Origin of the sequence: Pygmaiobacter massiliensis (genome assembly GCF_900199435.1) — a bacterium.
GTDB lineage: Bacteria > Bacillota > Clostridia > Oscillospirales > Ruminococcaceae > Pygmaiobacter > Pygmaiobacter massiliensis.
This window is the reverse complement of record NZ_OAML01000003.1, coordinates 251,343-273,210: the sequence shown is the minus strand read 5'-3', so window position 1 is coordinate 273,210 and position 21,868 is coordinate 251,343. Positions and strand designations below refer to the sequence as shown.

Genomic DNA, 21,868 nt, shown 5'->3' with positions numbered 1-21,868 from the left:
AGGCTAAAATGAACAGTTATATCGTGTATGTTAAAGCAGACAGTTCCGGCCGCATCACGGCCATCAATTCGGATGCATTTTTAGAAGAGTCGGTGATCGGATGGACTAAAATCGACGAAGGCACCGGAGACCGTTTTCACCATGCGCAAGGCAATTACCTGCCGCTGCCGCTTATGACGGAACAAGGCGCATACCGCTACAAATTAGTAAAAGGCAAGCCTACAGAACGCAGCGCGGAAGAGCTGGCAGCAGATATCGCTGTGCTGCAGCCTGCGCCTAACGATAGTGACCGCATTGCTGCCCTTGAGGCCGCTATGCTCACGTTGATGGAGGTGCCGCCCAGTGTTTGATTTTATTAAAATTCAGTTTACCATCGGCAACATCACAGCCGAAAAAGTGCAGAGCTATGTGCCGCGCTTTATTACACAGCAACAAGCCGATGAAATCATCGGCGGAGTAGAAAGGAAGTAAAACAAATGAAAAAAGGTATTGATGTTTCCAAGCATCAGGGTGTAGTTAATTTCGACCAGGTGAAAGCATCTGGGGCAGCGGAGTTTGTTATGATTCGTGCTGTATCCACCAACAAACACGGCATCTACATCGACCCGCAGTTTGAGCGCAACTATGCAGAGTGCAAGCGCCTTGGCATCCCGGTAGGCGTTTACTATTACACCTATGCACAGACCCCGGCGCAGGTGGATGCAGAGCTGGCCATGGTGCGTAAAGCAATCGCAGGCAAGCAGTTTGAATATCCGGTTGTCGTTGATGTTGAGGAAAACTTACTCAAACCGCTTTCTGCGGATGCATTGACCGATCTGGTTATAAAAGCTGCAAAGGCAATTGAAAGCTGGGGCTGCTATGCGATGATTTACACCTATACATATTACCAGCAGACCGAGCTGAACATGAGCCGACTTGCCGCCTTTGACCTCTGGATTGCAGACTATAGCGGCACCCGGCCCAGCATTAAGCATGGTATGTGGCAGCACACCAGCCGAGGCAGAGTATCGGGCGTTTCTGGGTATGTCGATTGCAACTTTGCTTATAACGACTACCCTGCACTGATCAAGGGCGCGAAACTGAACGGCTTTGCTGAAGAGGTACAAGCCCCGGCACAGCCCGCAGTACCCGCGCCCCACTTTGTCATTTCGACCAGCCCGTGCACCGGCGGCGATGCCGCCAGCCTGTTTGCTCTGCTCTCTGAACAGGCCGCTCGACTGGGTAACATCAGCGTAAACAAAACGGAGGTATAATATCATGGAGAACGTAATCGGCAAAATCAAAACCATGGTGATTTTCTTTTTCACAGGGCTTACCTCGTTCCTTGGTGCACTCGCAATTCCTGTTTATTTGCTTGTTGGCGCAAACATCATTGACTATGTCACTGCTTTGCTGGCAGCTCCCTACCGCGGAGAGCAGCGAACCAGCAAAAAGGGCATTAGCGGCATTGCTAAAAAGATTGGAATGTGGCTGCTAATATTGGTTGGTTTCTTACTCGATACCCTTTTGGCATACCTTACTCAGACAATGGGTTGGGCTGTGCCGTTCAAGTTTGCTATCGCCTGTATTGTTTGTATTTGGATTCTTGTAAACGAACTTATTTCCATCATTGAAAATATCGCAGACTTGGGAGTAGAAGTTCCGTTCCTTATGCCACTGGTTAAATGGGTAAAGCAAAAAGCAGAAGATACCGCGAAAATCAGCGAAACAAAATCTTAAATGAAAGCCCCCGACCTTGATTGGCCGGGGGCTTTTTCTATTCTTCAATATATTCCATCAAGTCTGCTGGCTGACATTGCAGCACACTACAAAACTTGTTCAAAACATCAACCGGGATGTGCTTTGCCGAGCCGGTGCAAATCGCTGATACTGTGGGCGGGCGCACGCCTGTGCGTTCCGATAACTCTTTTTGCGTCATCTCACGTTTTGCCAGCATGACTTTAACAGTAAACTTTATCATTGCTTACCACCTCACTTGATTGATATATTCATATTACCACTAAAAGCGTATTTTTTCAATACGAATATTGTAAATATTTTTATCAATATAACGAAAATAGTATTGACACATTACGTTATTCGTAGTATAATTAAATCATGGAAAGGGGGTGAGGACAATGGCAAAACGAAAAAAGAAGCGCCGTAAGCAAAAGCCCACGGCGCTGGCTAGTAGCTGGTTGGCAGACCTGCTAAAAGCCATAGCAAGCGGCGTGATAACCGCCGCATTGCTCAAGGCACTAAACCTTGAATAGAAAGAAAGGGGCCGGGCAACCGGCTCGGCCCCTCTTTTATTATATACAGACAGTTTTGTTAATACAATATGCAAAGGAGGTTAGCAATGAAGTATATTCTATTCGTGCCAATCTTTGTGGTAGTGTACCTTGTTTTGAGTGGTTGCGAGCGCGCTATAAAAAATTTCATTCAACGTAATTCGTCCCGAAAAAATTAGATAAAGAAAAGCCCCGGCCTTTGTTGGTTGGGGCTTTTTATATTATTCAATTTGCATATTTATATTTACTATGTGTATGGGGTTTGGCTGCAACGCCGCCGGCATTGTCGGCTGCCGTATTATCGACTCTCCTCGTGAGCGGCTGCTGGCCATCCTGACCAACAATTTTGTGCCCTGCAATGGGCGCTTCCCCACTTTAATCGCCATTCTTACAATGTTCTTTGTCGGGGTGGCGGGCGGCGCTTTTTCCTCGCTATTTTCCGCACTCTTGCTTACGGGTGTTATTTTGCTGGGCGTTCTCACCACTTTTGCGGTTACCAAGCTGCTTTCTAAAACACTGTTAAAAGGCGTGCCCTCTTCTTTCACACTGGAGCTGCCACCTTACCGCAAGCCGCAGGTTGGCAAAGTGCTGATACGTTCTATCTTCGACCGTACCCTTTTTGTGCTCGGGCGGGCGGTTGCCGTTGCAGCCCCGGCGGGCCTTGTCATTTGGCTGATGGCTAATATCACCATCGGCGACAGCAGCATTTTAACCCACTGCGCCACATTTCTGGACCCGTTTGCGCGGCTGATGGGGCTGGACGGTGTCATTTTGATCGCCTTTATCCTCGGTTTCCCCGCAAACGAAATTGTTGTGCCGATTATCATTATGGCATACCTCGCCCAAGGCAGCATTTTAGAGCTGGAAAGCCTTGCCGAGATGAAAGCACTGTTTGTGGCAAACGGCTGGACCTCGATTACCGCTATTTGCACAATGCTGTTTTCGCTGATGCATTGGCCCTGCTCTACCACACTGCTGACCATCAAAAAAGAAACCGGCAGCTGGAAGTGGACCATGCTCGCCGCCGTGTTGCCCACCGGCATCGGCATCCTTGCCTGCATGCTGGTCAACGGCTTTGCACAGCTTTTCATTTAATCTGCAACAAAAAAGAGGGCGTGTCGCTTTGTGCGGCAGCGTCCTCTTTTGTTTGTGCGTACTGTGTCTTCTAAAGCTTATTCATAGCGCAGGGCCTCAATCGGGTCCAGCTTTGCCGCTTTATTGGCCGGGTAATAACCAAAGAACACGCCGATAACCATCGAAAAGCCAACGGCAATACCAATCGTGGCAAAATCCGCTTTGGCTGCATAGCCAAGCATTTGGCAAGCCAGTGCACCAAGCCCTGTGCCCACCGCAATGCCGAGCAAACCGCCAACCATGCAGATGACAACCGCTTCTACAATAAATTGCAGCCGGATTGCACCCTGCGGCGCGCCGAGCGCCTTGCGTGTACCAATTTCGCGGGTACGCTCGGTGATAGAAACCAGCATAATATTCATAACACCAATGCCGCCCACCAGCAAACTAATAGCAGCGATTGCAGAAATTGCAAGGCTGACTGTATCCAAAATGCCGGTAATGGTAGAAACCAAACTGTCTAAACTCGAGCATTCTACCGTCCAGCTATCGTTTTGGGTGTAGTACGTTTCAAAAAACTGCTGCGTAGTGGTCAAAAACGAGGCGGTATCGGTATCCGCTGCTGTTACTACGGTAAACAGTTGGTATCCCTTACCGGTGCTGCCAGCAAGCTTTCTTGCCGTTTCCAGCGGCATATAAAAATTCGTTACCACGTCATCAGAAGAGGAGGACGTTACCGAAACGGTATCCTCTTCCTCATAGGCATAAACACCCTGAATGTAAAAGGTGTAGGGTACGTTATTTACCGTAATCTGTACCGTTTGCCCTATCACATTGCGCGGAGAGGTGCCCAGTGCCTGCTCTACAAAGCGGTCTGCGACAACGCACACCTTGCGGTCGGCATCGCTGGTATTGGCAATGCCGCGCCCATACAGCAGCTCTATCTGCTCGGCTTGCAGGTACTCGTCATTGATGCCAAGCATTGTGGCGCTGATGGTGTCGGAGGTATCTTCTGCCGCGGGCAGGGTACCGGTGCCCAGCTGCGAGGTCAGCTCCACATATGCAACATCATCGGGGAAAGTCGCGCGGTATTCTTCTATCATTTCGTCGGTCAGCAAATCTTTTCCCGAGGGGGTTGCATTTTTGAACATCCGCACCCTTGGTGCTCCGGCCTCTGTGCTCGTCTTGGAACTGCTCTCGCTTTCTTTTTGTGTCAGGCTGACCGAAATATTGCGGATGCCAAAGCCGGACATACTGTCGGTGATGGAACCGGTAAGGCTGTTACCGACTGTTTTAATGGCGATGACTGAGCCAATGCCGATGATGATACCAAGCATGGTTAAAAGAGCGCGCATTTTGTTGGCACGCAAGCTTTGCAGTGCCAGCGAAATATTATCCCACATGTACACCACGCCCCTTTCTGTCCTCTATGATGCACCCATCCAGCAGAGTAAGCACCCGTTCGCACTCATCGGCAAGGGCCGGGTTGTGGGTGATGAGCACAATGGTTTTGCCCTCTTTTTCATGCAGCTGGTGGAAAATATCCATCACAGTTCGGCTGGTGGCAGAGTCCAGCGCACCGGTCGGCTCATCGGCCAAAATCAGCGCAGGGTCGTTTGCCATGGCGCGGGCAATGGCAACGCGCTGCTTTTGGCCGCCGGACAATTCGCTCGGCTGGTGCTTCATGCGGTCTTCCATGCCCACCATGCCCAGCAGCTCGCGGGCGCGAGCTGTGCGGGCGTGGACTGGTATTTTTGCGTACAACATCGGCAGCTCTACATTTTTCAGTGCACTTTGCCTGCCAATGAGGTTAAAGGTCTGAAACACAAACCCTATTTTTTTGTTGCGAATCGCAGAAAGCTCCTGATCTCGCGCCGTTTCCACATTAATACCGTCCAAAAAATAGCTACCGGCAGTCGGCCGGTCCAGCGCCCCAATCATATTCATCAGGGTGGATTTGCCCGAACCCGACTCACCGACAATGGCAACAAATTCACCTGCATACACCGTCAGGTCAATGCCGTGCAAAATCTCCAGCTCACCGGGCTGGCCTACATAATAGCTCTTGCGTATGCCCTGCATTTCAATAATGGGGCGGCGGTCTTCAGCGCCGGGTACGGTTCCACTTCTCTCTTTATCTTGATTGCTCATATTGCACCGCCTTTAGCCTTGGCCGCCGGGGCCGCCAGAGGGCATACCACCGCTGGGCGGTGTACCGCCGTTGCCACCATTGCCCCGATTGCCGCCGCTCATGGTGCCGTTGCCGCTGGGCGGTGTACCGCCGGGAACACCTTGACCGCTGCTTTGTCCGCCAAACAAGCCCCCAAACAAACTGCCCAAACCAAGCCCGCCGGTTTGCTCTTCGGCGGTTTCCTCAACACCCTGCGTTAAATCGGCAGAAGAGCGCACAATATCGCCCTCAGTAAGTTCAGCAGCGTTAATCTCAATATAATAATCATTGGAAGCACCGGTGGTGACGGTAACCTTTTCAAACGTGCTGTCTGCCCCGCTGCCACCTGTTTTGCGGTAAACAAACTTATCGCTGCTGCCTTCTTCGGTGCCTACGGCATCGATGGGTACCATAAAGCAATCCTCGGTTTCGCTTTTTACAATTTCTACTGTCGCATTCATGCCAATCAGCAGTCCACTATCCGCATCGTTAACCGTCACCTCTGCCCCAAAAGAGCCATTCTGGTTGGCCACCGGGTCAATCTGGGTCAGCGTACCCGAAATCGCATTGGCAGTTGCGTCGGTGGTAATATAGCAGCTCATGCCGACTGCCACCTCGTGGATGTCTGCTTCTTCAATTGTAATCGTAATTTTTAGTGCCCCGGTATCCTGAATGGTTGCAAGGGTGCCGTTCGGGGTGCTGCCCACGCTGGCATTTAGCGCAGTAACCTTGCCTGCTGTTTCTGCTTTTAAACTACATGCCGCAAGTTGCTCCTGCAAACTTTCCAGCGCATCAGAGCTGGAGACCTTCGTGAGTGTTTCTTTTGTCTGCTTTAACGTAGAGGTGCAGGTTTCCACTGTTTTTTCGTATTGGTCCAGCGCCGAGCGCGCCTGGGCATAGCTGTTTTGCGCAGTGTTGACCGCCTGCTCATAGTTTTGGTAGTTACAGGCGCTCTTTGCATTGTTCAGTGCTGTTTGGGCGGCTGCAGTGGCCTGCACCAAATTTTCGTATGCTGCTTTTGCATTCTGCTGTTCTGCATCCGCTGCACCCATTGTTGCATTTGCAGCACTTGCAGCGGCAGAAAGTTCCTGGTTTGCAGGGTCTGCTGCCGCTGCGGCCTGCGCGGCATTGTTCGCGCTTACGGCCTCGTTGTAAGCAGCAAGCTTTGCGTTATAGGCATTGCCAGCTGCCTCTTGGGCAGCGGCGGCATTGTTGTAAGTGGTTTGAAAACTGGCTACCGAGCTAACGGCATTGTTATAGTTGGTCTGCGCTGTGGCAAGGCTCGCCGCAGCTGTGGCTACGCTGCTTTCATAGTTTTCTGCGGTTGCCACCGCTTTGTTGTAGGCTGCAAGTGCCGTGTCATATTTATCCTGCGCGCTTGCCACCTCATCGGCAATATTTTCTTTTTCTTTGGCAATCGATTCTTCAATATCCGCTGTATCGAGGGTGATAACTACATCCCCTGCGGCCACTGTATCGCCAACGGCCACCTGCACTGTTTTAATTTTGGGTGCTGCGCTGCCGTTACCCGAAGAAGCGTAGCTGACGGTAGAGGTGTTGGCACTGCCCACCGTGCCGGTAGTGCTGACAGAATCGCTCAGGCTGCCTTTGGTTAAGGTGGTGGTTCGCACAAAGTTGTAGGCCATTTTACCGCTTACGGCACGTACAGCCGACCAGCTGCGATAGCTCAAAAAAGCCCCTGCACCCAGTACAAGCACCAGTACCAGCGTAAGCACCTTATGTTTTTTTGCCCTGCGCCCTATTGCGCAGCCTATTTTTTTGATTCCGCTGCCGATCCGGCCGAATCCTTCGCCGATTCGATTCAAAACTTTCATTTTGCTGCATCGCTCCCCTGCTTTGTTTGGGATAAAGTATAAGCCGCAAAACTTGAAAGGGACTTGAAAAGAAGCTTAAAATCTTTCAAGGTTGCTTCAAGCATTGTGAAAAATCCGTGTTTTTCGTTGTTTTCACTTTTTTGTAGCAGAGATGCATTCTTCAACAAAAATTCAAGGTTTACTGTTATAATAGGGTGCAAAGGGGGCTTGGCAGATGCACATTTTAGTAGTGGAAGATGAAAAAGGCTTGGCAGAAGGGCTGCGTGCGGTACTTGAGAAAAACGGGTTTACAGTAACCACCGCCTACGATGGTATTGCCGGGCTTGACGCTGCGCTTTCGGCAAGCTTTGATGTGATTTTGCTGGATATTATGTTGCCCAAGCTCAATGGGCTGCAGGTGCTGCAAAACCTGCGGCGGCTGAAGATAGAAACCCCGGTGATTCTGCTTACTGCAAAATCTGAGGTGGAGGATAAAATCAACGGTTTAGATACCGGCGCCAACGATTACCTGACCAAACCGTTTGACACCGGAGAGCTACTCGCGCGGATTCGGGTACATACGCGCCGCCACCCCGGCGCAGCAGAAGCCGACCTTTCGTTTGGCGACCTGCAACTGAACCCGCGCAGGCAAGAACTTTGCTGCGGCGCGGCGGCAATTCGACTGGGCAGCAAAGAGTACCAGCTGATGGAGTGCCTGATGCTCAACCAAAACCAAATTGTCCCCAAAGATCTGCTGTGGGAAAAAGCCTGGGGCCTCGCAGATAATAGTGAGTACAATAATGTGGAGGTCTATATCTCGTTTTTGCGCAAAAAGCTCACCTGCCTGCATTCGGGCGTAACTATTCAAGTAACCCGCAACATCGGCTACTCGCTGGAAAAGGAGCGCTTATGATAAAGAAACTGCGCAGAAAATTCATCCTTTCCACAATGTCTATCCTGGTCGCGCTCTTTGCCGTTGTGCTGGGCACCATCAACTATTCCTACGCGCGCATGGGCATCCGCCAAAGCGAAGCTTTTTTGCAATCGGTCGCACAGGCGGAGGCGATTCCCCATAATCGTCCCGGCAAAAACAGCTCCGGCTCTTGGGCGCAGCGGCTGCTGCAAGAGAGTGGCGCGTTGCCGCCGCCAACTGCCCCGCACCCGGATGGGCAAGACCCCGGTGTCGGCATGGGCGGATTTGATTCATTGGGGCAGCTTTATCTTGTTAGGCTCGACACAACGGGCGAGATTACCCAAATACAGTCTCTTACCGAGACCTCAACAGCATCCGAGCAGGAAATCACAAATGCGGCACAATCAGCGCTTGTAAAAAACCAAACTCTGGGTAAAATTGATAGCTACCGCTACTGTGTGGCAGAAAAGCCATATGGCAAAATTCTGGTTTTGATGGACAAAACGAACAGCTATGAATCACTCGCCCGCAGCCGTTTGCTGACGGCTTCGTTCACGGTGGGTAGTGTAGGGCTTGTACTGCTTTTCTTTGTCAGCTTGTGGCTCTCTCGTTTTGTCACAAAGCCAGCCGAAGAAACTTTTAACAAGCAAAAACAGTTTATCTCAGATGCCTCACATGAGCTGAAAACACCGCTTTCGGTTATCGCGCTGAATGCTGATGTGCTCTCTGCCGAAATTGGCCCGAACAAATATATGGATTATATTCGGTCTGAAACCAAGCGCATGGATGGGCTGATCCATCAGCTGCTTGAACTTTCTCGCATGGAGGATGCAAGCCGCCCGTTGCACAAAATCTCTTTTTCGCTTTCTCAGGCACTTTTTGAGATTTTGCTGCCTTTTGAGAGCACTGCATTTGAGCGTGAGATTGACTACCACATCGAGGTGCAGGAAAACTGTTTTTATAACGGCGAGCCGGAGAGCATCAAACAGCTTGCGGCCATTCTGCTGGACAATGCTTTTAAAAACACACCTGACTGCGGCAAAATTTCGGCGATACTCAGCTGCCGGGGCGTCACCCCGGTGCTCACAGTCAGCAATACCGGTGCCGGCATCGCGCCGCAGGATTTGCCACACATCTTTGAACGGTTTTACCGCTGTGATAAATCTCGCTCTGAGCAAAACGGCAGCTATGGGCTGGGGCTTGCAATTGCAAAATCCATCGTAACCGCACATAGCGGCAGCATCAAAGCTGAAAGCACCCCGGGCGGTATTACCACCTTTACAGTGCAGTTATGAGGCTTCGCGGGGTATGCCAGCAGGCAAAAATGGAAACGCCTCGGTTTGGACCTGATTGGTTACTGCCACGGCTTATTGAAATATGGAATAAAAGCAGCATGCAATAAAATAAAAGCAGAGCGGGACTACTTTATCGTAGTCTCGCTCTGCTTTTTCCTGTGAGAGGAGTTTTGCCTAAACGCCGGGGGAAAGCCAGCTTTTAAACACATTACTATTGCAACCAAGCACCTATTGAGGCTTATTTTCAATATTCAGCGGTTCATTTTCCGGAAATGCTTTGCTTTAATAGTTGCGCGACAAAGCGTCTCCTTTTCTCTGCCGCAAATACTTGATTGGCACCTTTACGGAGACATGTAAGGAATCACGTTTTGTCCCGCTTATCATAGCATAGTGGACAGGCTGTATTGTGCTGTTTTTGTCGAATTATAAAATTTGTTTCTACTCAAAATATTTTTGCGCCTTTTTCTTTGCGTAGGCCAGATACTGCATAAAAAAATAATCCGAACTCTGTGCCAGCAATTGACGCAGAATTCGGATTATTGCATTATGGTGGGCCTTCAGGGACTCGAACCCGGGACCGACCGGTTATGAGCCGGTGGCTCTAACCAACTGAGCTAAAGGCCCATATATATCCTAAGATACGCGTTACATTATACTATATTTCTTCTCGCCCCGCAAGAGGAAAAGTAAACTTCGCCACTGCAGAAAAACAGCTTTTTTCGCACCGCGCACACTGCTGTTAAATTAATGCGCAAGGCTTGCTTTTCGCAAAAAAACACCCTATACTGAAACCATAAATACACCTGCAGCGCCTGTGGCGAATACCTGGCTTACAGCGGGGGCCCGGGGGCTAACAAAAAGGGGGCCTGTTTTATGAAAAATTTCATCGTCACCATCGCACGCGAAAATGGCAGCGGCGGCCGCGCCATCGGCGAGGCACTTGCAGCTAAGCTGGGTGTGGAGTTTTACAACCGCGATCTGCTCCGGCTCGCTTCGGAAGAAAGCGGCATCAGCGAAGAGCTGTTCGCCAAAGCAAACGAACGGGTCTCCAGCACGCTGATGTTTCGCGTGGTCAAAGATGCCTGCAACGGCGAGGTGCTGCCACCTACCAGCAATGATTTTGTCTCTACTGAAAATCTGTTCCGCTATCAGGCGCGCATCATTTTACAGCTTGCGCAAAGCAGCAGCTGCGTGGTGATGGGCCACTGTGCCGATTATATTCTGCGCGACTGCAAAAATGTGATTCGCGTCTTCGTCCACGCACCGGAAGAGGCTCGTGTACATACCTTAATGGAACGCCACCACATGCAAGAAGACGCTGCCCGCCGGGAGATGAACCGGGTAGACAAACAGCGTGCCGCTTACTACCGCACTTTCACCGGCAAAAACTGGCGGGATGTCCGCTACTACGACCTCTCGCTGGATACCTCAAAGCTGACACAGGAAGAATGCCTTGACCGCATTTGCGGTTACCTTGCGCTGACGATGCCCGAAACGCTTTAGCCGCTACGGGTGCACACCAACCAAAACAAAACCGCCGGCTGGCCAATTGGCTGCCGGCGGTATTTTCTAGCGCTTAGGATTATCCGTTTATCTTGCAGCGCCCATACCGCCGCGCCAGGGTGTGCAGGCGCTCGCCTAGTGCTGCTGTAAGCGCATTTTGCGGCATTCGCCAGCTCCAGTTATCGCCCACTGTGGAAGGCGCGTTAATACGGCCTTCTACGCCAAGCTCCAGCAAATCTGCAACAGGTATTACACAGCAGTTTGCGGTGCTGGCCTCTGCGGCAGTAATCATGGCCCATACCTCATCATCTCCGGGACGAATGCCCAAGTACTCGCGCGCATACTTTACCGCCTCTTGCGGCTCGGTGCGCCACCAATCGGCAGTGGTCGTATTATCATGGGTGCCGGTATATACAATGCTGTTCTGGGTATGGTTGTGCGGCAGGTATTCATTGTCTGTGCCGCTGCCAAAAGCAAAGTGAAGTACCTTCATACCTGGGTATCCGGTCGCTTTCAGCAGCTCGCGCACGCCGTCGGTCAAAATCCCAAGGTCCTCCGCCACAATTGGCAGTTCGCCAAGGCGGCTTTTGACGGCATCAAATAATTTCATGCCCGGGCCGGCGCACCAAATGCCCTCTTTTGCGGTTTTTGCACCAGCCGGCACCGCCCAGTAGCTGTCCAGTCCACGGAAATGGTCGATGCGCACCAAGTCATAAAGCCGTAATGCATAGGTAATACGGCGGGTCCACCAATCAAAGCCGGTTTGCTCATGGTACGCCCAATCGTAAAGCGGATTGCCCCAAAGCTGGCCCTCGGCAGAGAAAGCATCGGGGGGCACCCCTGCCACCCGGCCCAGTCGGCCTTCGCCGTCCAGCTCAAACAAATTCGGCTGCGCCCACACATCGGCAGAGTCCGGCGAAACATAGATGGGTAAATCACCCATAATGCGAATGCCCTTGCCGTTGACGTAAGCGCGCAGTGCCTGCCACTGGCGGTAAAACTCGAATTGCATAAATTTATAAAAACTGATTTCTTCTTGGTTATCAAACCACAGGTGACCCATGGTTTCTCCATCGCGGCTGCGCAAAGGCTCGGGCCATTCGGCCACCGGGGCAAGGCCATTTTGCGCCTTTGCCGTCATATACATCGCATAATCGTCTACCCACCAGGTTTCTTCGCGGCAAAAGTTTTCCCACTCTGGCGGTGGCGACGCGATAAACCGCTGGTATGCTTTGCGCAGCAAAGCGAACCGTGTTTCAAACAGCCATCCATAGGGAATGCGCTCGGCATTGCTTTCGCTGCTTTTGCATTCCGCTTCGGTCAGCAAGCCCTCTTGCACAAGGGTCGGCAAATCGATAAAATAAGGATTACCGGCAAACGCTGAAAAACTTTGATACGGCGAGTCGCCATAGCCGGTGGGGCCTACGGGCAAAATCTGCCACACGCTTTGGCCTGCGGCAGCAAGAAAATCTGCAAAATCGCGTGCTTCTTTGCCTAAACTGCCAATGCCGTAACGGCTGGGCAGCGAAGCGATTGGCATCAGCACGCCGCTTGTTCTCTGCTGGTTCATTCCTAGTTCCTTTCCGGCGGCAATGTTCTGGATTGCTTTGCCGCACATGGCCTGCCCTTTTGGCAAGCCACATCATTTTCTTTTATCCTAGGCGGGCAGCGCACCTTGGCTGCATAGCCTGCCCTTTTCTCTGTTTGCCGAAAACGGGCGAATTTTTACCCGACACAAATAGTACCACAGCCACTGGGCCCTCGCAAGTGGAAACATAAAATTTCCTCTGCGCGGCTAGAAAGGACGTATCATGCCAACAAAACGACTTTACCAAAACGACAGCTATCTGCGCAGCTTCTCCGCCACGGTGCTCTCTTGCGAACCGTCCAAAAACGGTTGGGAGATTATGCTGGACCAAACCGCTTTTTACCCCGAAGGTGGCGGCCAGCCTGCCGACCACGGCACACTGGGAGATGCACAGGTGCTGGACGTAAAAAACCGCGGCGAAGAAATTTTGCATCTCACCGACACACCGCTTATCCCCGGCAGCACGGTAATCGGAGTGCTGGATTTTGCCCGCCGATTTGATCATATGCAGCAGCATTCCGGCGAACACCTGGTATCTGGGCTGCTCCATGACGCTTACGGATTTGAAAACGTCGGTTTTCACCTGGGCACAGAGGCGGTTGTCATCGACATCAGCGGGCCGTTGGGGAACGAAGCTTTAGAAGAAGTTGAGCGGGCAGCAAACGAAGTGGTGTTTGCCGATTTACCCATTACTGTAACTTATCCGGATGCCCAAGCCTTGCAAGCGCTTGCTTACCGCAGCAAGATTGAAATTGAAGGACAGGTGCGAATTGTCACGATTCCCACTGCGGATACCTGTGCCTGCTGCGGGACCCATGTGGCGCGCACCGGTGAAATTGGCCTGATAAAACTTTGCGGGGCACAAAGCTACAAAGGCGGCACCCGAATTACGATGCTGTCCGGGCGGCGTGCTGTGGCTTTTGCCATGCGGGAGCACCAGCAGGTTGCAGCAATCAGCGCGTTGCTTTCTGCCAAACAGCCGGATATCGTATCTGCGGTAGAACGGCTACAGCAATCCGAGGCTGCTGCCCGGCAGGCACTGGGTTGCCGAACCACCGAGCTGCTGAATTACCGGGCCGCCGCTTACGCAGGCGAGCGCTGCCCGTTGGTGTTTGAAGAAGCGCTTGCGCCGGACGATTTGCGACGCTATGCCCTGCGCTTACTAGAGAGTGGCGCGGAGCAATGTGGCGTATTTTCGGCAAAAGAAAACGGCTTTCAATATGCAGTTGCAACAGCAGAAACACAGGATTTGCGAGCTTTCGGGCTTGCCTTAAACAAGGCACTTAATGGCCGCGGCGGTGGAAAACCGCCATTGCTGCAAGGCAGTGTCAGTGCCACACGCAAACAAATTGAAGCGTTTTGGAATGAGGGTGCCCAATTATGAGTACTTTTACCCCCATTGATTTGACACAATGGCCTCGTACTCCTTATTTTAACCATTATCTCGACGAATTGCGCTGCACTTACAGCATAACTTTCCACATTGACGTAACCTCTTTGTGGAAAACTTGTAAGGCGAGAAAAATCAAGTTTTACGCGGCCGAATTATATCTGCTCACGCGGGTTGCCAACCAACACGAAGAGTTTCGCACGGCGTTTGACGAAAATAATCAGGTTGGCTTTTTTGATGAAGTGCACCCCAGCTATACGGTTTTTCACCCCGAAAGCGAAACCTTTTCTTCGCTTTGGACGCCTTATTCCGCTGACTTTTCTAAATTTTACGCTGCTTACTTGGCAGATTTGCAAACTTTTGGGAACTGCCCCGGCCTTTTGGGCAAACCAAATCCGCCTTCGTCTGCCATTCCTATTTCTTCGTTGCCTTGGGCGGATTTTTCTTCTTTCCAGCTCAACATTTACAATGATGGACGCTTTCTTTTGCCCATTTTTACGCTGGGCCGGGTAACATCACAGGGGCAACAATTTAAGCTTCCGCTGTGTTTGCAGGTTCATCATGCCGTATGTGACGGTTTTCACGCCAGCCGCTTTGCGCAAGAGGTAGAAGCCCTTGCTGCGGATTGCTCACTTTGGATGTAGCCTAATGTATGCTATAAACGTAAAAGAGCCACAGTCGAAATGACCGTGGCTCTTTTCTCATATGCCGCAAAGAAATAATGCAATTTAAATGGGTTCTCCTACCCAGCGTTCCGCTGTGCAAAGCACAGGGCTGCCGGCGGCAAGGCTTGCTGGCACATTCAGCACCCGCTGGTTTTTGCTACCGCGAAACCGCAGCTCCAGCGTGCGCTCTGCCAAAACAAACCGTCCGTCCACCAGCACATTAAGCTGCTCAAGCAGTTGCTTTGCAAATGGCACTTCGCCACTCATCAGCTCTTCCCAGGTATACCCTGTGTAAGAGGCAACTTCGTAACCTTCTGCTTTCAGCAAGCCTGCAAGGCTGCTAAGTTCTTGAGCCTGACAAAACGGCTCTCCGCCCGAAAGAGTTACCCCGCGGCAAAGCGGATTTCGCTTTACTGCGTCGAGCACGGCTTCCACCGTCCACTCCTGGCCGCCTTCAAACGTCCAGCTTTCGGGGTTATGGCAGCCCTCGCAATGGTGGGGGCAGCCCTGGCAAAATACCGTCATACGGATGCCGGGGCCGTCCACAATAGAGTCTCCGACGAGACCGGCGATTTTTAGCATCCGCAGCCCATGCCGTGTTTCACACGGTCATGCTCCTCGGCACGTTTTGCGTCGTTCCATTTATCCATGGTACCTACAAGGTAGCCGGTGATGCGGCGGATACGCTCAAATTTGACGTCCTGGCCTACGGTAGATCTTTTCTGTACTGCTGACATAATTACGCACCTCGTTTTTGTAAAATCATAAATTAGTCGAATTGAAAACTTTTGCTGCCGTTTTCACCGCATTCACAGCTGCGCTACCTACGGCAGAAGGGGTTTATCGGTTTTGGTTTACTCGAGACCGACAAAGCTCGGTACATTCGGGTACTTTTTGCGGAGCTCGGCAATCTGCTCTTCGCTCAGTGCCTCGCCGTCGCGGCGGCCGCAGCGCGGGCAAACATCGCCGATTACACCAACGTAACCGCAAACCGGGTCACGGTCAACCGGGTGGTTGATGGAACCGTAGCCAATGCCTGCATCGTGCATGCAGCGCACTACGCTTTCAAATGCTTCTACGTTGTTTGCGGTGTCGCCGTCCAGCTCAACATAGCTGATGTGGCCCGCATTGGTGAGCGCGTGGAACGGAGCCTCTTTGCGAATCTTATCAAATGCGGGGATGGGATACCATACCGGCACATGGAAGCTGTTTGTGTAGTAGTCTTTATCGGTCACACCGGCAATTTCGCCGAAGCGTTTGCGGTCCATACGGATGAATCGTCCAGAAAGGCCCTCTGCCGGGGTAGCAAGCAGGCTGAAGTTCATCTGATACTCGCGACTCTTGCGGTCGCAATAATCGCGCATGTGCTGCACAATCTCAAGGCCCTTTTGCTCCATCTCGTCGCTTTCGCCGTGGTGGTGGCCGTAAAGCGCGGTCAGCGTTTCGGCAAGGCCGATAAAGCCGATGGAAAGGGTTCCGTGTTTGAGCACTTCACGTACTTCGTCGTTAGGTCCGAGAGTGTCGGAATCCAGCCAGACGCCCTGACCCATCAGGAACGGGAAGTTGTAAACGCGTTTGGAGGCCTGAATCTCAAAGCGGTCGAGCAGCTGCTGTGCAACCAGCTCCATACGCTCATCCAGCAGGTCGTAGAATGCTTTCTCGTCACCTTTGGTCTCCAGCGCAATGCGCGGCAGGTTGATAGAGGTGAAAGAAAGGTTACCGCGGGAGTAAGAAATCTCGCGGGTGGGGTCATAGGTGTTGCCCATTACGCGGGTACGGCAGCCCATGGTTGCAACCTCGGTTTCGGGGTGGCCAGGCTTATAGTACTGCAGGTTGAAAGGACTATCGAGGAACACATAGTTCGGGAACAGACGCTTCGCGCTGACTTTGCAGGAAAGCTTGAACAAATCGTAGTTCGGGTCGCCGGGGTTATAGTTGACGCCCTCTTTGACCTTGAAGATGTGAATCGGGAAAATCGGCGTTTCACCGTGGCCGAGACCTGCGTCTTCTGCAAGCAGAATGTTGCGGATTGCCATACGGCCTTCCGGAGTGGTGTCGGTACCATAGTTGATGGAAGAGAACGGTGTCTGGGCACCGGCACGGGAGTGCATGGTGTTCAGGTTGTGCACAAAGCCTTCCATTGCCTGATAGGTCTGACGGTCGGTATCACGGGTTGCGCGGCGGCGTGCCGAAGCAATCAGATGGATTGCCTGCTGGGCATCCACTTTGCCGGTCGCTACCAATTTTTCAGCAACAGCAGCGTCCAAAGCCTCCGCGTCAATCTCAAGCCGCGGGAAGAGATTCTTCTCGGCTTTGATTTCTGCAATGACACTGTCGATAAACTCGCCCTGCTCATCCAAGCTGGTTACATCTTCGTAAGACTCGGTGAGCTTGCGTGCATACAGCTTTTTAAAAGTTTTGGCAACGCCCAACGCCATGGCATAGTCAAAGTTCGGGATCGACTGGCCACCATGCTGGTCGTTCTGGTTAGACTGGATGGCGATTGCCGCGAGCGCTGCATAACTTGCAATGCTCTGGGGCTCACGCAAAAAGCCGTGGCCGGTAGAAAAACCGCCCTTGAATAGCCGGATAATATCAATCTGGCAGCAGGTGGTGGTCAGCGCGTAAAAATCAAAGTCGTGGATGTGAATATTGCCTTCGCGGTGTGCAGCTGCCTGCTCCGGTTTCAGCAGATAAGCAGCATTGTAAGCCTTTGCACCTGCGGTGCCAATCTGCAACATGCTACCCATCGAAGTGTTGCCGTCGATGTTGGCATTGTCACGCTTCATATCGCTATTGCGGGCATCCACGTTGGTAATCTCATCAATTGCCTTCATCAGGCTGGTTTTAGATTCACGGATGCGGGTGCGGTTTGCACGGTAGATGATATATTTTTTCGCCGCTTCTTCGTAGCCTTCACGCATCAGCTCGGTCTCTACGGCATCTTGAATTTTTTCAATCGTGGGGGGTGCTTCTGAATCAAGACCAGCCAGACTTTCGCCCACTGCATTTGCAATGCGCGCCGCAACGACGGGATCATCTTTTCCATCTGCAATCAAAGCTTTCAGCACAGCGGACGCAATCTTTTTCTCATCATAGATCGCCACTCGGCCGTCCCTTTTTACTATTGTTTTCACTGTTCCCTTCGCCATGTTCGTCCTCCAATTTCGTTCGTAGCACTATCTGTATCTTGTGTGTTTTTGTGTTGCTTATTCATTATAGCACAATATCTAGTACGGTCAACTGCATTTTTAGAGCAAAAATTTTTGCTTTTTTGTTTGATTTGCCAAATTGCAAAAAGCTAGTTATAATAGGTTGACAAAATGCGAAAGAGGTAAAATTTTGTGGAACGCCATTTAAATAAAGATGGAACATCCTTTTGCTATGTTTTGACACGCAAACGCGTGAAAAACTTAAATCTTCGTGTACAAAAAGATGGTAGCCTCACTGTCAGTGCCCCGGCGCGGGTGCCTGTGAGTGAAGTAGACGCTTTTGTGCTTTCTCGCGCAGATTGGATTATTGCGGCCTGGGCACGGCTTGCTGCAGCCCCGGCAGAATTGCCGTCCTGTACTTATACGGATGACGAATGCGAGAAATTCTTTGCACCTTTGGTAGAAAAGTACGCACCGCTTTTTGAAAACGCTTTGTCCGGCCGTACGCTTACCCTCAAGTACCGCACCATGAAAAGCCGCTGGGGCGTTTGCTATCCCGCCCGTCCTCAAATCACTTTTAACCGTCGACTACTCGATAAACCGCTTGACGCAGTGGAATATGTTGTGGTTCACGAACTGGTGCACCTTAACCACCCCAACCACGGCAAGGGATTTTATGCTCAGCTTGCGGAAATATTACCCGATTACAAGCGCAGACGTGCTGCTTTGCGCACAATGTAACTGCGGCAACCACTGGATTTTTGCGTTTTTGCCTATAATATAGTATAATAAATAATTACGGCGCTTGCTGTTTGCAAAACCGCTTCTTTATGGGGCGGCGAATCTTCGGATAAAACGGCTGCGTCTTGCTTTTTAACAAAATTTACGAACCGGGCAGGTGAACCTTTTGGACAAATACAAGCGTCTGCTCTCGAATACCGTGCTGTTCGGCATCAGCTCGTTTGCCAGCAAAATCCTCGTTTTTCTGCTGATGCCTTTTTTCACGCGCGTTCTGCAGCTGGGCGATTTTGGCGATGCCAACCTTATCACCAAATATGCGCAGCTGCTTTTGCCGCTTGTTTCTCTTGGCATTGCAAATGCTGTTATCCGCTTTGGGCTAGACAAAACCTATAATAAATCCAGCGTGTTCACCGGCGGCTTCGTTGCCATTATGATTGGTTTTACTGCGCTTTTGCTTTGCTGGCCTCTGCTGGTGCGCATTCCCGGCACCGGCCAATATACCGCGCTGCTTTGTGTCTACATTTTGATGAGCGTATTGCGCAACCTGTGCAGCCAGTTTGTACGTGCCAAGCAGTACACCCGGCTCTACGCGGTGGATGGCCTGCTGAATACCGTGCTCTACCTCACCTTTGTGGTGCTGTTTCTCGGCGTATTCAAATGGGGCATTTCCGGCTATGTGCTGGCAACCGCCGCTGCAGACTTTTTCTCGGCTTGTTTTTTGTTTTTGGTAGCCGGGCTGCGCCATTATCTTTCATTCCGCAAGTTTGACAAAGGTGTCTTTTTAGAGATGCTCAAATATGCGGCTCCGCTGATTCCCGCAAGCATGTTCTGGTGGATTACCAACACCAGCGACCACGTTTTTATTACCTATATGCTGGGCAACGAGATGAACGGCCTTTATGAAACCGCTTATCGGGTGCCGAATATTATTATGCTGTTTTCAACTCTGTTTACCGAGGCCTGGCAACTTTCTGCCGTTACCGACGGAGACCGAAACAGCCCTGGGCGTTCTCACTTTTTCAGCAAGGTGTTTTTAAGCTATCAGGCACTGCTTTTTATCGGGGCGGCTGGGCTGATTTACTGCGCAAAGCTGATTGTCATTTTGCTCACTGCATCTCTTACTTCGCCTTTCTACCCTTCCTGGCAGTATATCCCTGTCCTTGTAATTGCTACTGTGTTCAGCTGTTTTGTCAGCTTTATGGGCAGTATTTACATGGTAGAAAAGCGCTCTGGTGCAAACCTGTTTACAATGATGGCGGGCGCGGTGCTAAACCTTATTTTAAATTTCCTGCTCATTCCTAAAATGGGTCCCAACGGTGCAGCGCTTGCCACCTTTGCCAGTTACCTGCTGGTATTTATTCTGCGTGCTATTAACACACGTGCCCTGCTGCCGTTCAACCTGCACCTTTCACGCATGACCGTTTCGGTGTTGCTGCTCGCTGCCGAATCCGTTTGTATGATTGCGGAAGTACCGTATTGGCAGCTGTGGGCGGCTTTGCCTGCGCTGTTTGTTATTGTACTAAATGCCAAACCGCTTTTGCTGAGCCTGATGAAACTGCTCGGCCACCGCAAAGCGGAGTAAACCTTTTAAAATCAAAAGCCGCGAAAGCTGTTACGCTTCGCGGCTTTTTTTGTTCAATCTTTATTTTTATCCAAAAACATTTTTTCGTCGGCTTCTTTCAGCAGGGCATTGATGCAGGCCGAAGTATTTTTAAACTGAGTGGTAGAAGCAATGCCGAAATTCGCTACGGCGCACAGCTGCTTTTCCGGGTCGTAGATGACCTCTTTTGCCATCTTTCTGTTAATGTTCTCGATGACTTTTTCCGCATCCTGTGCAGTGCTGTCATTGAGAATGAGCAAAAACTCGTCGCCTCCGATACGGATGACCGAGTCTTCGTTGCCGACACAGGCGCGCATTACTTTGGCGGTTCGCTGCAGCACCCAATCACCTGTACTATGACCATATGTATCGTTGATCAGCTTAAACTTTTTGAGGTCCACCATTACAAAAACGACCATATCCGAAAGCACACATCGCGCATTGTCACAGAAAATCCGCTCATCAAAATAGCGACGGTTAAAAACTTTGGTCAAGGAGTCCTGATAAAGTTTTTTCTGGTACGTTACGATGTTCATATTAAAATTGTGCTGTCCGCGTGCCCCTACCAGCAAAGCATCCTTTACGGCAAACACAATCTCCATGATGCAGTAGTAAAGGCTACCGTCTCGCTGTTCGATTTGTATGGGGCAGGCAATCACCTGATAGGTTGCCTCGTCGGTAAATTCAAATTTCACTTTGCGCTCACCTGTCTCCATAGCTGTTTTGCTAATGCAGGTTTCGCAACGGGTATTATCTTCCCATATCGAAAAGCAGTATTTATCTGGCTGCAAAATTCCCTCTTGCGGCAATAGTATGCGCCCATCCATCGGGTCCACCAGCCGCACGGTGTCAAACACCTGCGACAAATGATCCATCAGCTGATTTATTTCATAAATTTTATATGCCATTTTTCTCCCTCCTGCTAATATCAAAAGATATTTTGCCGGTGCCGCTTTTGCCACGGTTTCGCTGCGCCACCGGCAGCCACCCTGTTACAGGTGACAGCGCGCTAAACCACAGTGTGCTGTTTTGCTCTGCGGCCGCAGGGCATGGTTGCATATCGTGGGGCCAGCCTCTTTTATTTTTTGCGGCGCGCTTTTTTTACAGGTTTTTTACGCACAGAGAAACCAAAAGTGCCCAACTTTTTGCCCAGCTGATAATATTCGCCATGGGCGTACGCCAAAAGGTCTGCTTTGTCAAGCCGCAGCTTCCCATCGGGGTCTAAAAACTGGTCGTCCACCGCAATGCCGACGATGTCAGCCAAAAACATATCATGGCTGCCAAGCGGAATTATATCAAATACCCGGCATTCAATACAGACGGGGCATTCCGCAATGGATGGTGCGCTTACTTGGGCAGAAGGTTCTGCCGTCAGGTTGCACTCGGCAAATTTATCGGTGTTGCTGCTGCTTTTGCAGCCGCAGTAATCTACCGTACGCACCAGAGAGGCCGGTGCAAGGTTGATAACAAACTCACCGGTTTCACGCAGTATCGGGTACGATGCGCGGGTAGGCCGTACAGAAATATATGTTTTGGGCGGCTTGGTGTTAATCGTGCCTGTCCACGCAATGGTCAGCACCTTGGGGTCTTCTACACTGCCGCAGGTTACCAGTACGGGCGGCACGGGGCTGGTAAGTGCGCCGCCTCGCCAATTTTGTTTGCTCATATCGTTTATTCCTATCTTTTGTATTTG

The 21,868-nt window shown here is 51.1% G+C and carries 22 protein-coding genes, 1 tRNA gene and 1 pseudogene; 13 read left to right on the top strand and 11 right to left on the bottom strand.

Annotated features, from left to right (window positions below; genetic code table 11):
• Window positions 1-8 precede the first annotated feature (8 nt).
• Genes C1A11_RS05790 through C1A11_RS05780 form a run of 4 tightly spaced genes read left to right on the top strand, consistent with a single transcriptional unit; the run spans window position 9 to window position 1,719 of the window.
• Window positions 9-350: a hypothetical protein gene (locus tag C1A11_RS05790; protein WP_102049554.1), complete on the top strand. Its 342-nt coding sequence runs from the start codon at window positions 9-11 to the stop codon at window positions 348-350.
• The gene (locus tag C1A11_RS13680; protein WP_145995723.1) at window positions 343-471 is read left to right on the top strand and encodes an XkdX family protein; all 129 of its coding nucleotides are present in this window, start codon (window positions 343-345) and stop codon (window positions 469-471) included. The genes C1A11_RS05790 and C1A11_RS13680 overlap by 8 nt, the downstream gene beginning before the upstream one ends.
• Window positions 472-476: 5 nt before the next feature.
• Window positions 477-1,253 (top strand): glycoside hydrolase family 25 protein, encoded by a 777-nt coding sequence (locus C1A11_RS05785; protein ID WP_102049553.1) that lies wholly within the window; start codon window positions 477-479, stop codon window positions 1,251-1,253.
• Window positions 1,254-1,257: 4 nt separating this feature from the next.
• Window positions 1,258-1,719, top strand: coding sequence for a phage holin family protein (locus C1A11_RS05780; protein WP_102049552.1), 462 nt, complete (start codon window positions 1,258-1,260; stop codon window positions 1,717-1,719).
• A 37-nt stretch (window positions 1,720-1,756) separates the two neighbouring features.
• Here the strand turns inward: C1A11_RS05780 and C1A11_RS05775 are convergent, their stop codons facing one another.
• Window positions 1,757-1,960: a helix-turn-helix domain-containing protein gene (locus tag C1A11_RS05775; protein WP_102049551.1), complete on the bottom strand. Its 204-nt coding sequence runs from the start codon at window positions 1,958-1,960 to the stop codon at window positions 1,757-1,759.
• 157 nt (window positions 1,961-2,117) lie between these two features.
• Between C1A11_RS05775 and C1A11_RS13995 the strand changes: the two genes are divergently transcribed.
• Both C1A11_RS13995 and C1A11_RS05770 read left to right on the top strand, forming a co-directional pair.
• Entirely contained in the window at window positions 2,118-2,252 is a 135-nt protein-coding gene (locus C1A11_RS13995; RefSeq protein ID WP_278335973.1) for a hypothetical protein, read from the top strand.
• A gap of 264 nt (window positions 2,253-2,516) precedes the next feature.
• Window positions 2,517-3,365 (top strand): annotated as a pseudogene (locus C1A11_RS05770) (nucleoside recognition domain-containing protein); the annotation flags it as partial.
• A 77-nt stretch (window positions 3,366-3,442) separates the two neighbouring features.
• On the opposite strand, the gene C1A11_RS05765 reads toward C1A11_RS05770, so the two are convergent.
• Genes C1A11_RS05765 through C1A11_RS05755 form a run of 3 tightly spaced genes read right to left on the bottom strand, consistent with a single transcriptional unit; the run spans window position 3,443 to window position 7,349 of the window.
• The gene (locus C1A11_RS05765; RefSeq protein WP_242965846.1) at window positions 3,443-4,747 is read right to left on the bottom strand and encodes an ABC transporter permease; all 1,305 of its coding nucleotides are present in this window, start codon (window positions 4,745-4,747) and stop codon (window positions 3,443-3,445) included.
• Window positions 4,737-5,495, bottom strand: coding sequence for an ABC transporter ATP-binding protein (locus C1A11_RS05760; protein ID WP_102049549.1), 759 nt, complete (start codon window positions 5,493-5,495; stop codon window positions 4,737-4,739). The genes C1A11_RS05765 and C1A11_RS05760 overlap by 11 nt, the downstream gene beginning before the upstream one ends.
• Window positions 5,496-5,507: 12 nt before the next feature.
• Window positions 5,508-7,349, bottom strand: a complete 1,842-nt coding sequence (locus tag C1A11_RS05755; protein ID WP_102049548.1) for an HlyD family efflux transporter periplasmic adaptor subunit — start codon at window positions 7,347-7,349, stop codon at window positions 5,508-5,510.
• 214 nt (window positions 7,350-7,563) lie between these two features.
• Between C1A11_RS05755 and C1A11_RS05750 the strand changes: the two genes are divergently transcribed.
• Together C1A11_RS05750 and C1A11_RS05745 are read left to right on the top strand one after the other, a co-directional pair.
• Window positions 7,564-8,241: a response regulator transcription factor gene (locus C1A11_RS05750; RefSeq protein WP_102049547.1), complete on the top strand. Its 678-nt coding sequence runs from the start codon at window positions 7,564-7,566 to the stop codon at window positions 8,239-8,241.
• Window positions 8,238-9,536, top strand: a complete 1,299-nt coding sequence (locus C1A11_RS05745) for a sensor histidine kinase (RefSeq protein WP_102049546.1) — start codon at window positions 8,238-8,240, stop codon at window positions 9,534-9,536. Before C1A11_RS05750 ends, C1A11_RS05745 begins: the two co-directional genes overlap by 4 nt.
• Before the next feature lie 547 nt (window positions 9,537-10,083).
• Here C1A11_RS05745 and C1A11_RS05740 read toward each other — a convergent pair.
• Window positions 10,084-10,160, bottom strand: a tRNA-Ile gene (locus tag C1A11_RS05740).
• 249 nt (window positions 10,161-10,409) lie between these two features.
• Here C1A11_RS05740 and C1A11_RS05735 point away from each other — a divergent pair.
• Window positions 10,410-11,039: a cytidylate kinase-like family protein gene (locus tag C1A11_RS05735; RefSeq protein ID WP_102049545.1), complete on the top strand. Its 630-nt coding sequence runs from the start codon at window positions 10,410-10,412 to the stop codon at window positions 11,037-11,039.
• A gap of 79 nt (window positions 11,040-11,118) precedes the next feature.
• On the opposite strand, the gene malQ is transcribed toward C1A11_RS05735, so the two are convergent.
• Window positions 11,119-12,609: a 4-alpha-glucanotransferase gene (gene malQ / locus C1A11_RS05730; protein ID WP_102051004.1), complete on the bottom strand. Its 1,491-nt coding sequence runs from the start codon at window positions 12,607-12,609 to the stop codon at window positions 11,119-11,121.
• A gap of 241 nt (window positions 12,610-12,850) precedes the next feature.
• Between malQ and C1A11_RS05725 the strand changes: the two genes are divergently transcribed.
• Window positions 12,851-14,011, top strand: a complete 1,161-nt coding sequence (locus C1A11_RS05725; RefSeq protein ID WP_102049544.1) for an alanyl-tRNA editing protein — start codon at window positions 12,851-12,853, stop codon at window positions 14,009-14,011.
• Window positions 14,008-14,661, top strand: a complete 654-nt coding sequence (gene catA / locus C1A11_RS05720; RefSeq protein WP_102049543.1) for a type A chloramphenicol O-acetyltransferase — start codon at window positions 14,008-14,010, stop codon at window positions 14,659-14,661. Before C1A11_RS05725 ends, catA begins: the two co-directional genes overlap by 4 nt.
• Window positions 14,662-14,745: 84 nt before the next feature.
• Here the strand turns inward: catA and nrdG are convergent, their stop codons facing one another.
• From nrdG to C1A11_RS05710, 3 genes are all read right to left on the bottom strand, one after another.
• A complete protein-coding gene (nrdG, locus tag C1A11_RS05715; RefSeq protein WP_102049542.1) occupies window positions 14,746-15,264 on the bottom strand; it encodes an anaerobic ribonucleoside-triphosphate reductase activating protein in 519 nt (172 codons plus the stop codon).
• A complete protein-coding gene (gene nrdD, locus C1A11_RS13675; protein ID WP_145995722.1) occupies window positions 15,258-15,419 on the bottom strand; it encodes an anaerobic ribonucleoside-triphosphate reductase in 162 nt (53 codons plus the stop codon). Before nrdD ends, nrdG begins: the two co-directional genes overlap by 7 nt.
• A 117-nt stretch (window positions 15,420-15,536) precedes the next feature.
• On the bottom strand, window positions 15,537-17,834 hold the full coding sequence (locus C1A11_RS05710; RefSeq protein WP_102049541.1) for an anaerobic ribonucleoside triphosphate reductase: 2,298 nt from the start codon (window positions 17,832-17,834) through the stop codon (window positions 15,537-15,539).
• 192 nt (window positions 17,835-18,026) lie between these two features.
• Here C1A11_RS05710 and C1A11_RS05705 point away from each other — a divergent pair, with 192 nt between their 5' ends.
• The gene (locus tag C1A11_RS05705) at window positions 18,027-18,575 is read left to right on the top strand and encodes a M48 family metallopeptidase (protein ID WP_102049540.1); all 549 of its coding nucleotides are present in this window, start codon (window positions 18,027-18,029) and stop codon (window positions 18,573-18,575) included.
• 166 nt (window positions 18,576-18,741) lie between these two features.
• The gene (locus C1A11_RS05700; protein WP_180950262.1) at window positions 18,742-20,157 is read left to right on the top strand and encodes a lipopolysaccharide biosynthesis protein; all 1,416 of its coding nucleotides are present in this window, start codon (window positions 18,742-18,744) and stop codon (window positions 20,155-20,157) included.
• A gap of 53 nt (window positions 20,158-20,210) precedes the next feature.
• Here the strand turns inward: C1A11_RS05700 and C1A11_RS05695 are convergent, their stop codons facing one another.
• Both C1A11_RS05695 and C1A11_RS05690 read right to left on the bottom strand, forming a co-directional pair.
• Window positions 20,211-21,083, bottom strand: a complete 873-nt coding sequence (locus tag C1A11_RS05695; protein WP_102049538.1) for a GGDEF domain-containing protein — start codon at window positions 21,081-21,083, stop codon at window positions 20,211-20,213.
• A 170-nt stretch (window positions 21,084-21,253) separates the two neighbouring features.
• Complete coding sequence (locus C1A11_RS05690) at window positions 21,254-21,841, bottom strand: flavin reductase family protein (RefSeq protein WP_102049537.1); 588 nt, start codon at window positions 21,839-21,841, stop codon at window positions 21,254-21,256.
• Window positions 21,842-21,868 lie beyond the last annotated feature (27 nt).

Excerpts from the sequence above, each read along its gene's own strand:
- nrdG (WP_102049542.1), bottom strand. The coding sequence starts at position 15,264 with ATGCTAAAAATCGCCGGTCTCGTCGGAGACTCTATTGTGGACGGCCCC.
- C1A11_RS13995 (WP_278335973.1), top strand. The coding sequence starts at position 2,118 with ATGGCAAAACGAAAAAAGAAGCGCCGTAAGCAAAAGCCCACGGCGCTG.
- C1A11_RS05780 (WP_102049552.1), top strand. The coding sequence starts at position 1,258 with ATGGAGAACGTAATCGGCAAAATCAAAACCATGGTGATTTTCTTTTTC.
- nrdD (WP_145995722.1), bottom strand. The coding sequence starts at position 15,419 with ATGTCAGCAGTACAGAAAAGATCTACCGTAGGCCAGGACGTCAAATTT.
- C1A11_RS05765 (WP_242965846.1), bottom strand. The coding sequence starts at position 4,747 with ATGTGGGATAATATTTCGCTGGCACTGCAAAGCTTGCGTGCCAACAAA.
- C1A11_RS05750 (WP_102049547.1), top strand. The coding sequence starts at position 7,564 with ATGCACATTTTAGTAGTGGAAGATGAAAAAGGCTTGGCAGAAGGGCTG.
- malQ (WP_102051004.1), bottom strand. The coding sequence starts at position 12,609 with ATGAACCAGCAGAGAACAAGCGGCGTGCTGATGCCAATCGCTTCGCTG.
- C1A11_RS05785 (WP_102049553.1), top strand. The coding sequence starts at position 477 with ATGAAAAAAGGTATTGATGTTTCCAAGCATCAGGGTGTAGTTAATTTC.
- C1A11_RS05745 (WP_102049546.1), top strand. The coding sequence starts at position 8,238 with ATGATAAAGAAACTGCGCAGAAAATTCATCCTTTCCACAATGTCTATC.
- C1A11_RS05695 (WP_102049538.1), bottom strand. The coding sequence starts at position 21,083 with ATGGCATATAAAATTTATGAAATAAATCAGCTGATGGATCATTTGTCG.
- C1A11_RS05725 (WP_102049544.1), top strand. The coding sequence starts at position 12,851 with ATGCCAACAAAACGACTTTACCAAAACGACAGCTATCTGCGCAGCTTC.
- C1A11_RS05760 (WP_102049549.1), bottom strand. The coding sequence starts at position 5,495 with ATGAGCAATCAAGATAAAGAGAGAAGTGGAACCGTACCCGGCGCTGAA.
- C1A11_RS05775 (WP_102049551.1), bottom strand. The coding sequence starts at position 1,960 with ATGATAAAGTTTACTGTTAAAGTCATGCTGGCAAAACGTGAGATGACG.
- C1A11_RS05710 (WP_102049541.1), bottom strand. The coding sequence starts at position 17,834 with ATGGCGAAGGGAACAGTGAAAACAATAGTAAAAAGGGACGGCCGAGTG.
- C1A11_RS05755 (WP_102049548.1), bottom strand. The coding sequence starts at position 7,349 with ATGAAAGTTTTGAATCGAATCGGCGAAGGATTCGGCCGGATCGGCAGC.
- C1A11_RS05790 (WP_102049554.1), top strand. The coding sequence starts at position 9 with ATGAACAGTTATATCGTGTATGTTAAAGCAGACAGTTCCGGCCGCATC.
- C1A11_RS05735 (WP_102049545.1), top strand. The coding sequence starts at position 10,410 with ATGAAAAATTTCATCGTCACCATCGCACGCGAAAATGGCAGCGGCGGC.
- C1A11_RS05690 (WP_102049537.1), bottom strand. The coding sequence starts at position 21,841 with ATGAGCAAACAAAATTGGCGAGGCGGCGCACTTACCAGCCCCGTGCCG.
- catA (WP_102049543.1), top strand. The coding sequence starts at position 14,008 with ATGAGTACTTTTACCCCCATTGATTTGACACAATGGCCTCGTACTCCT.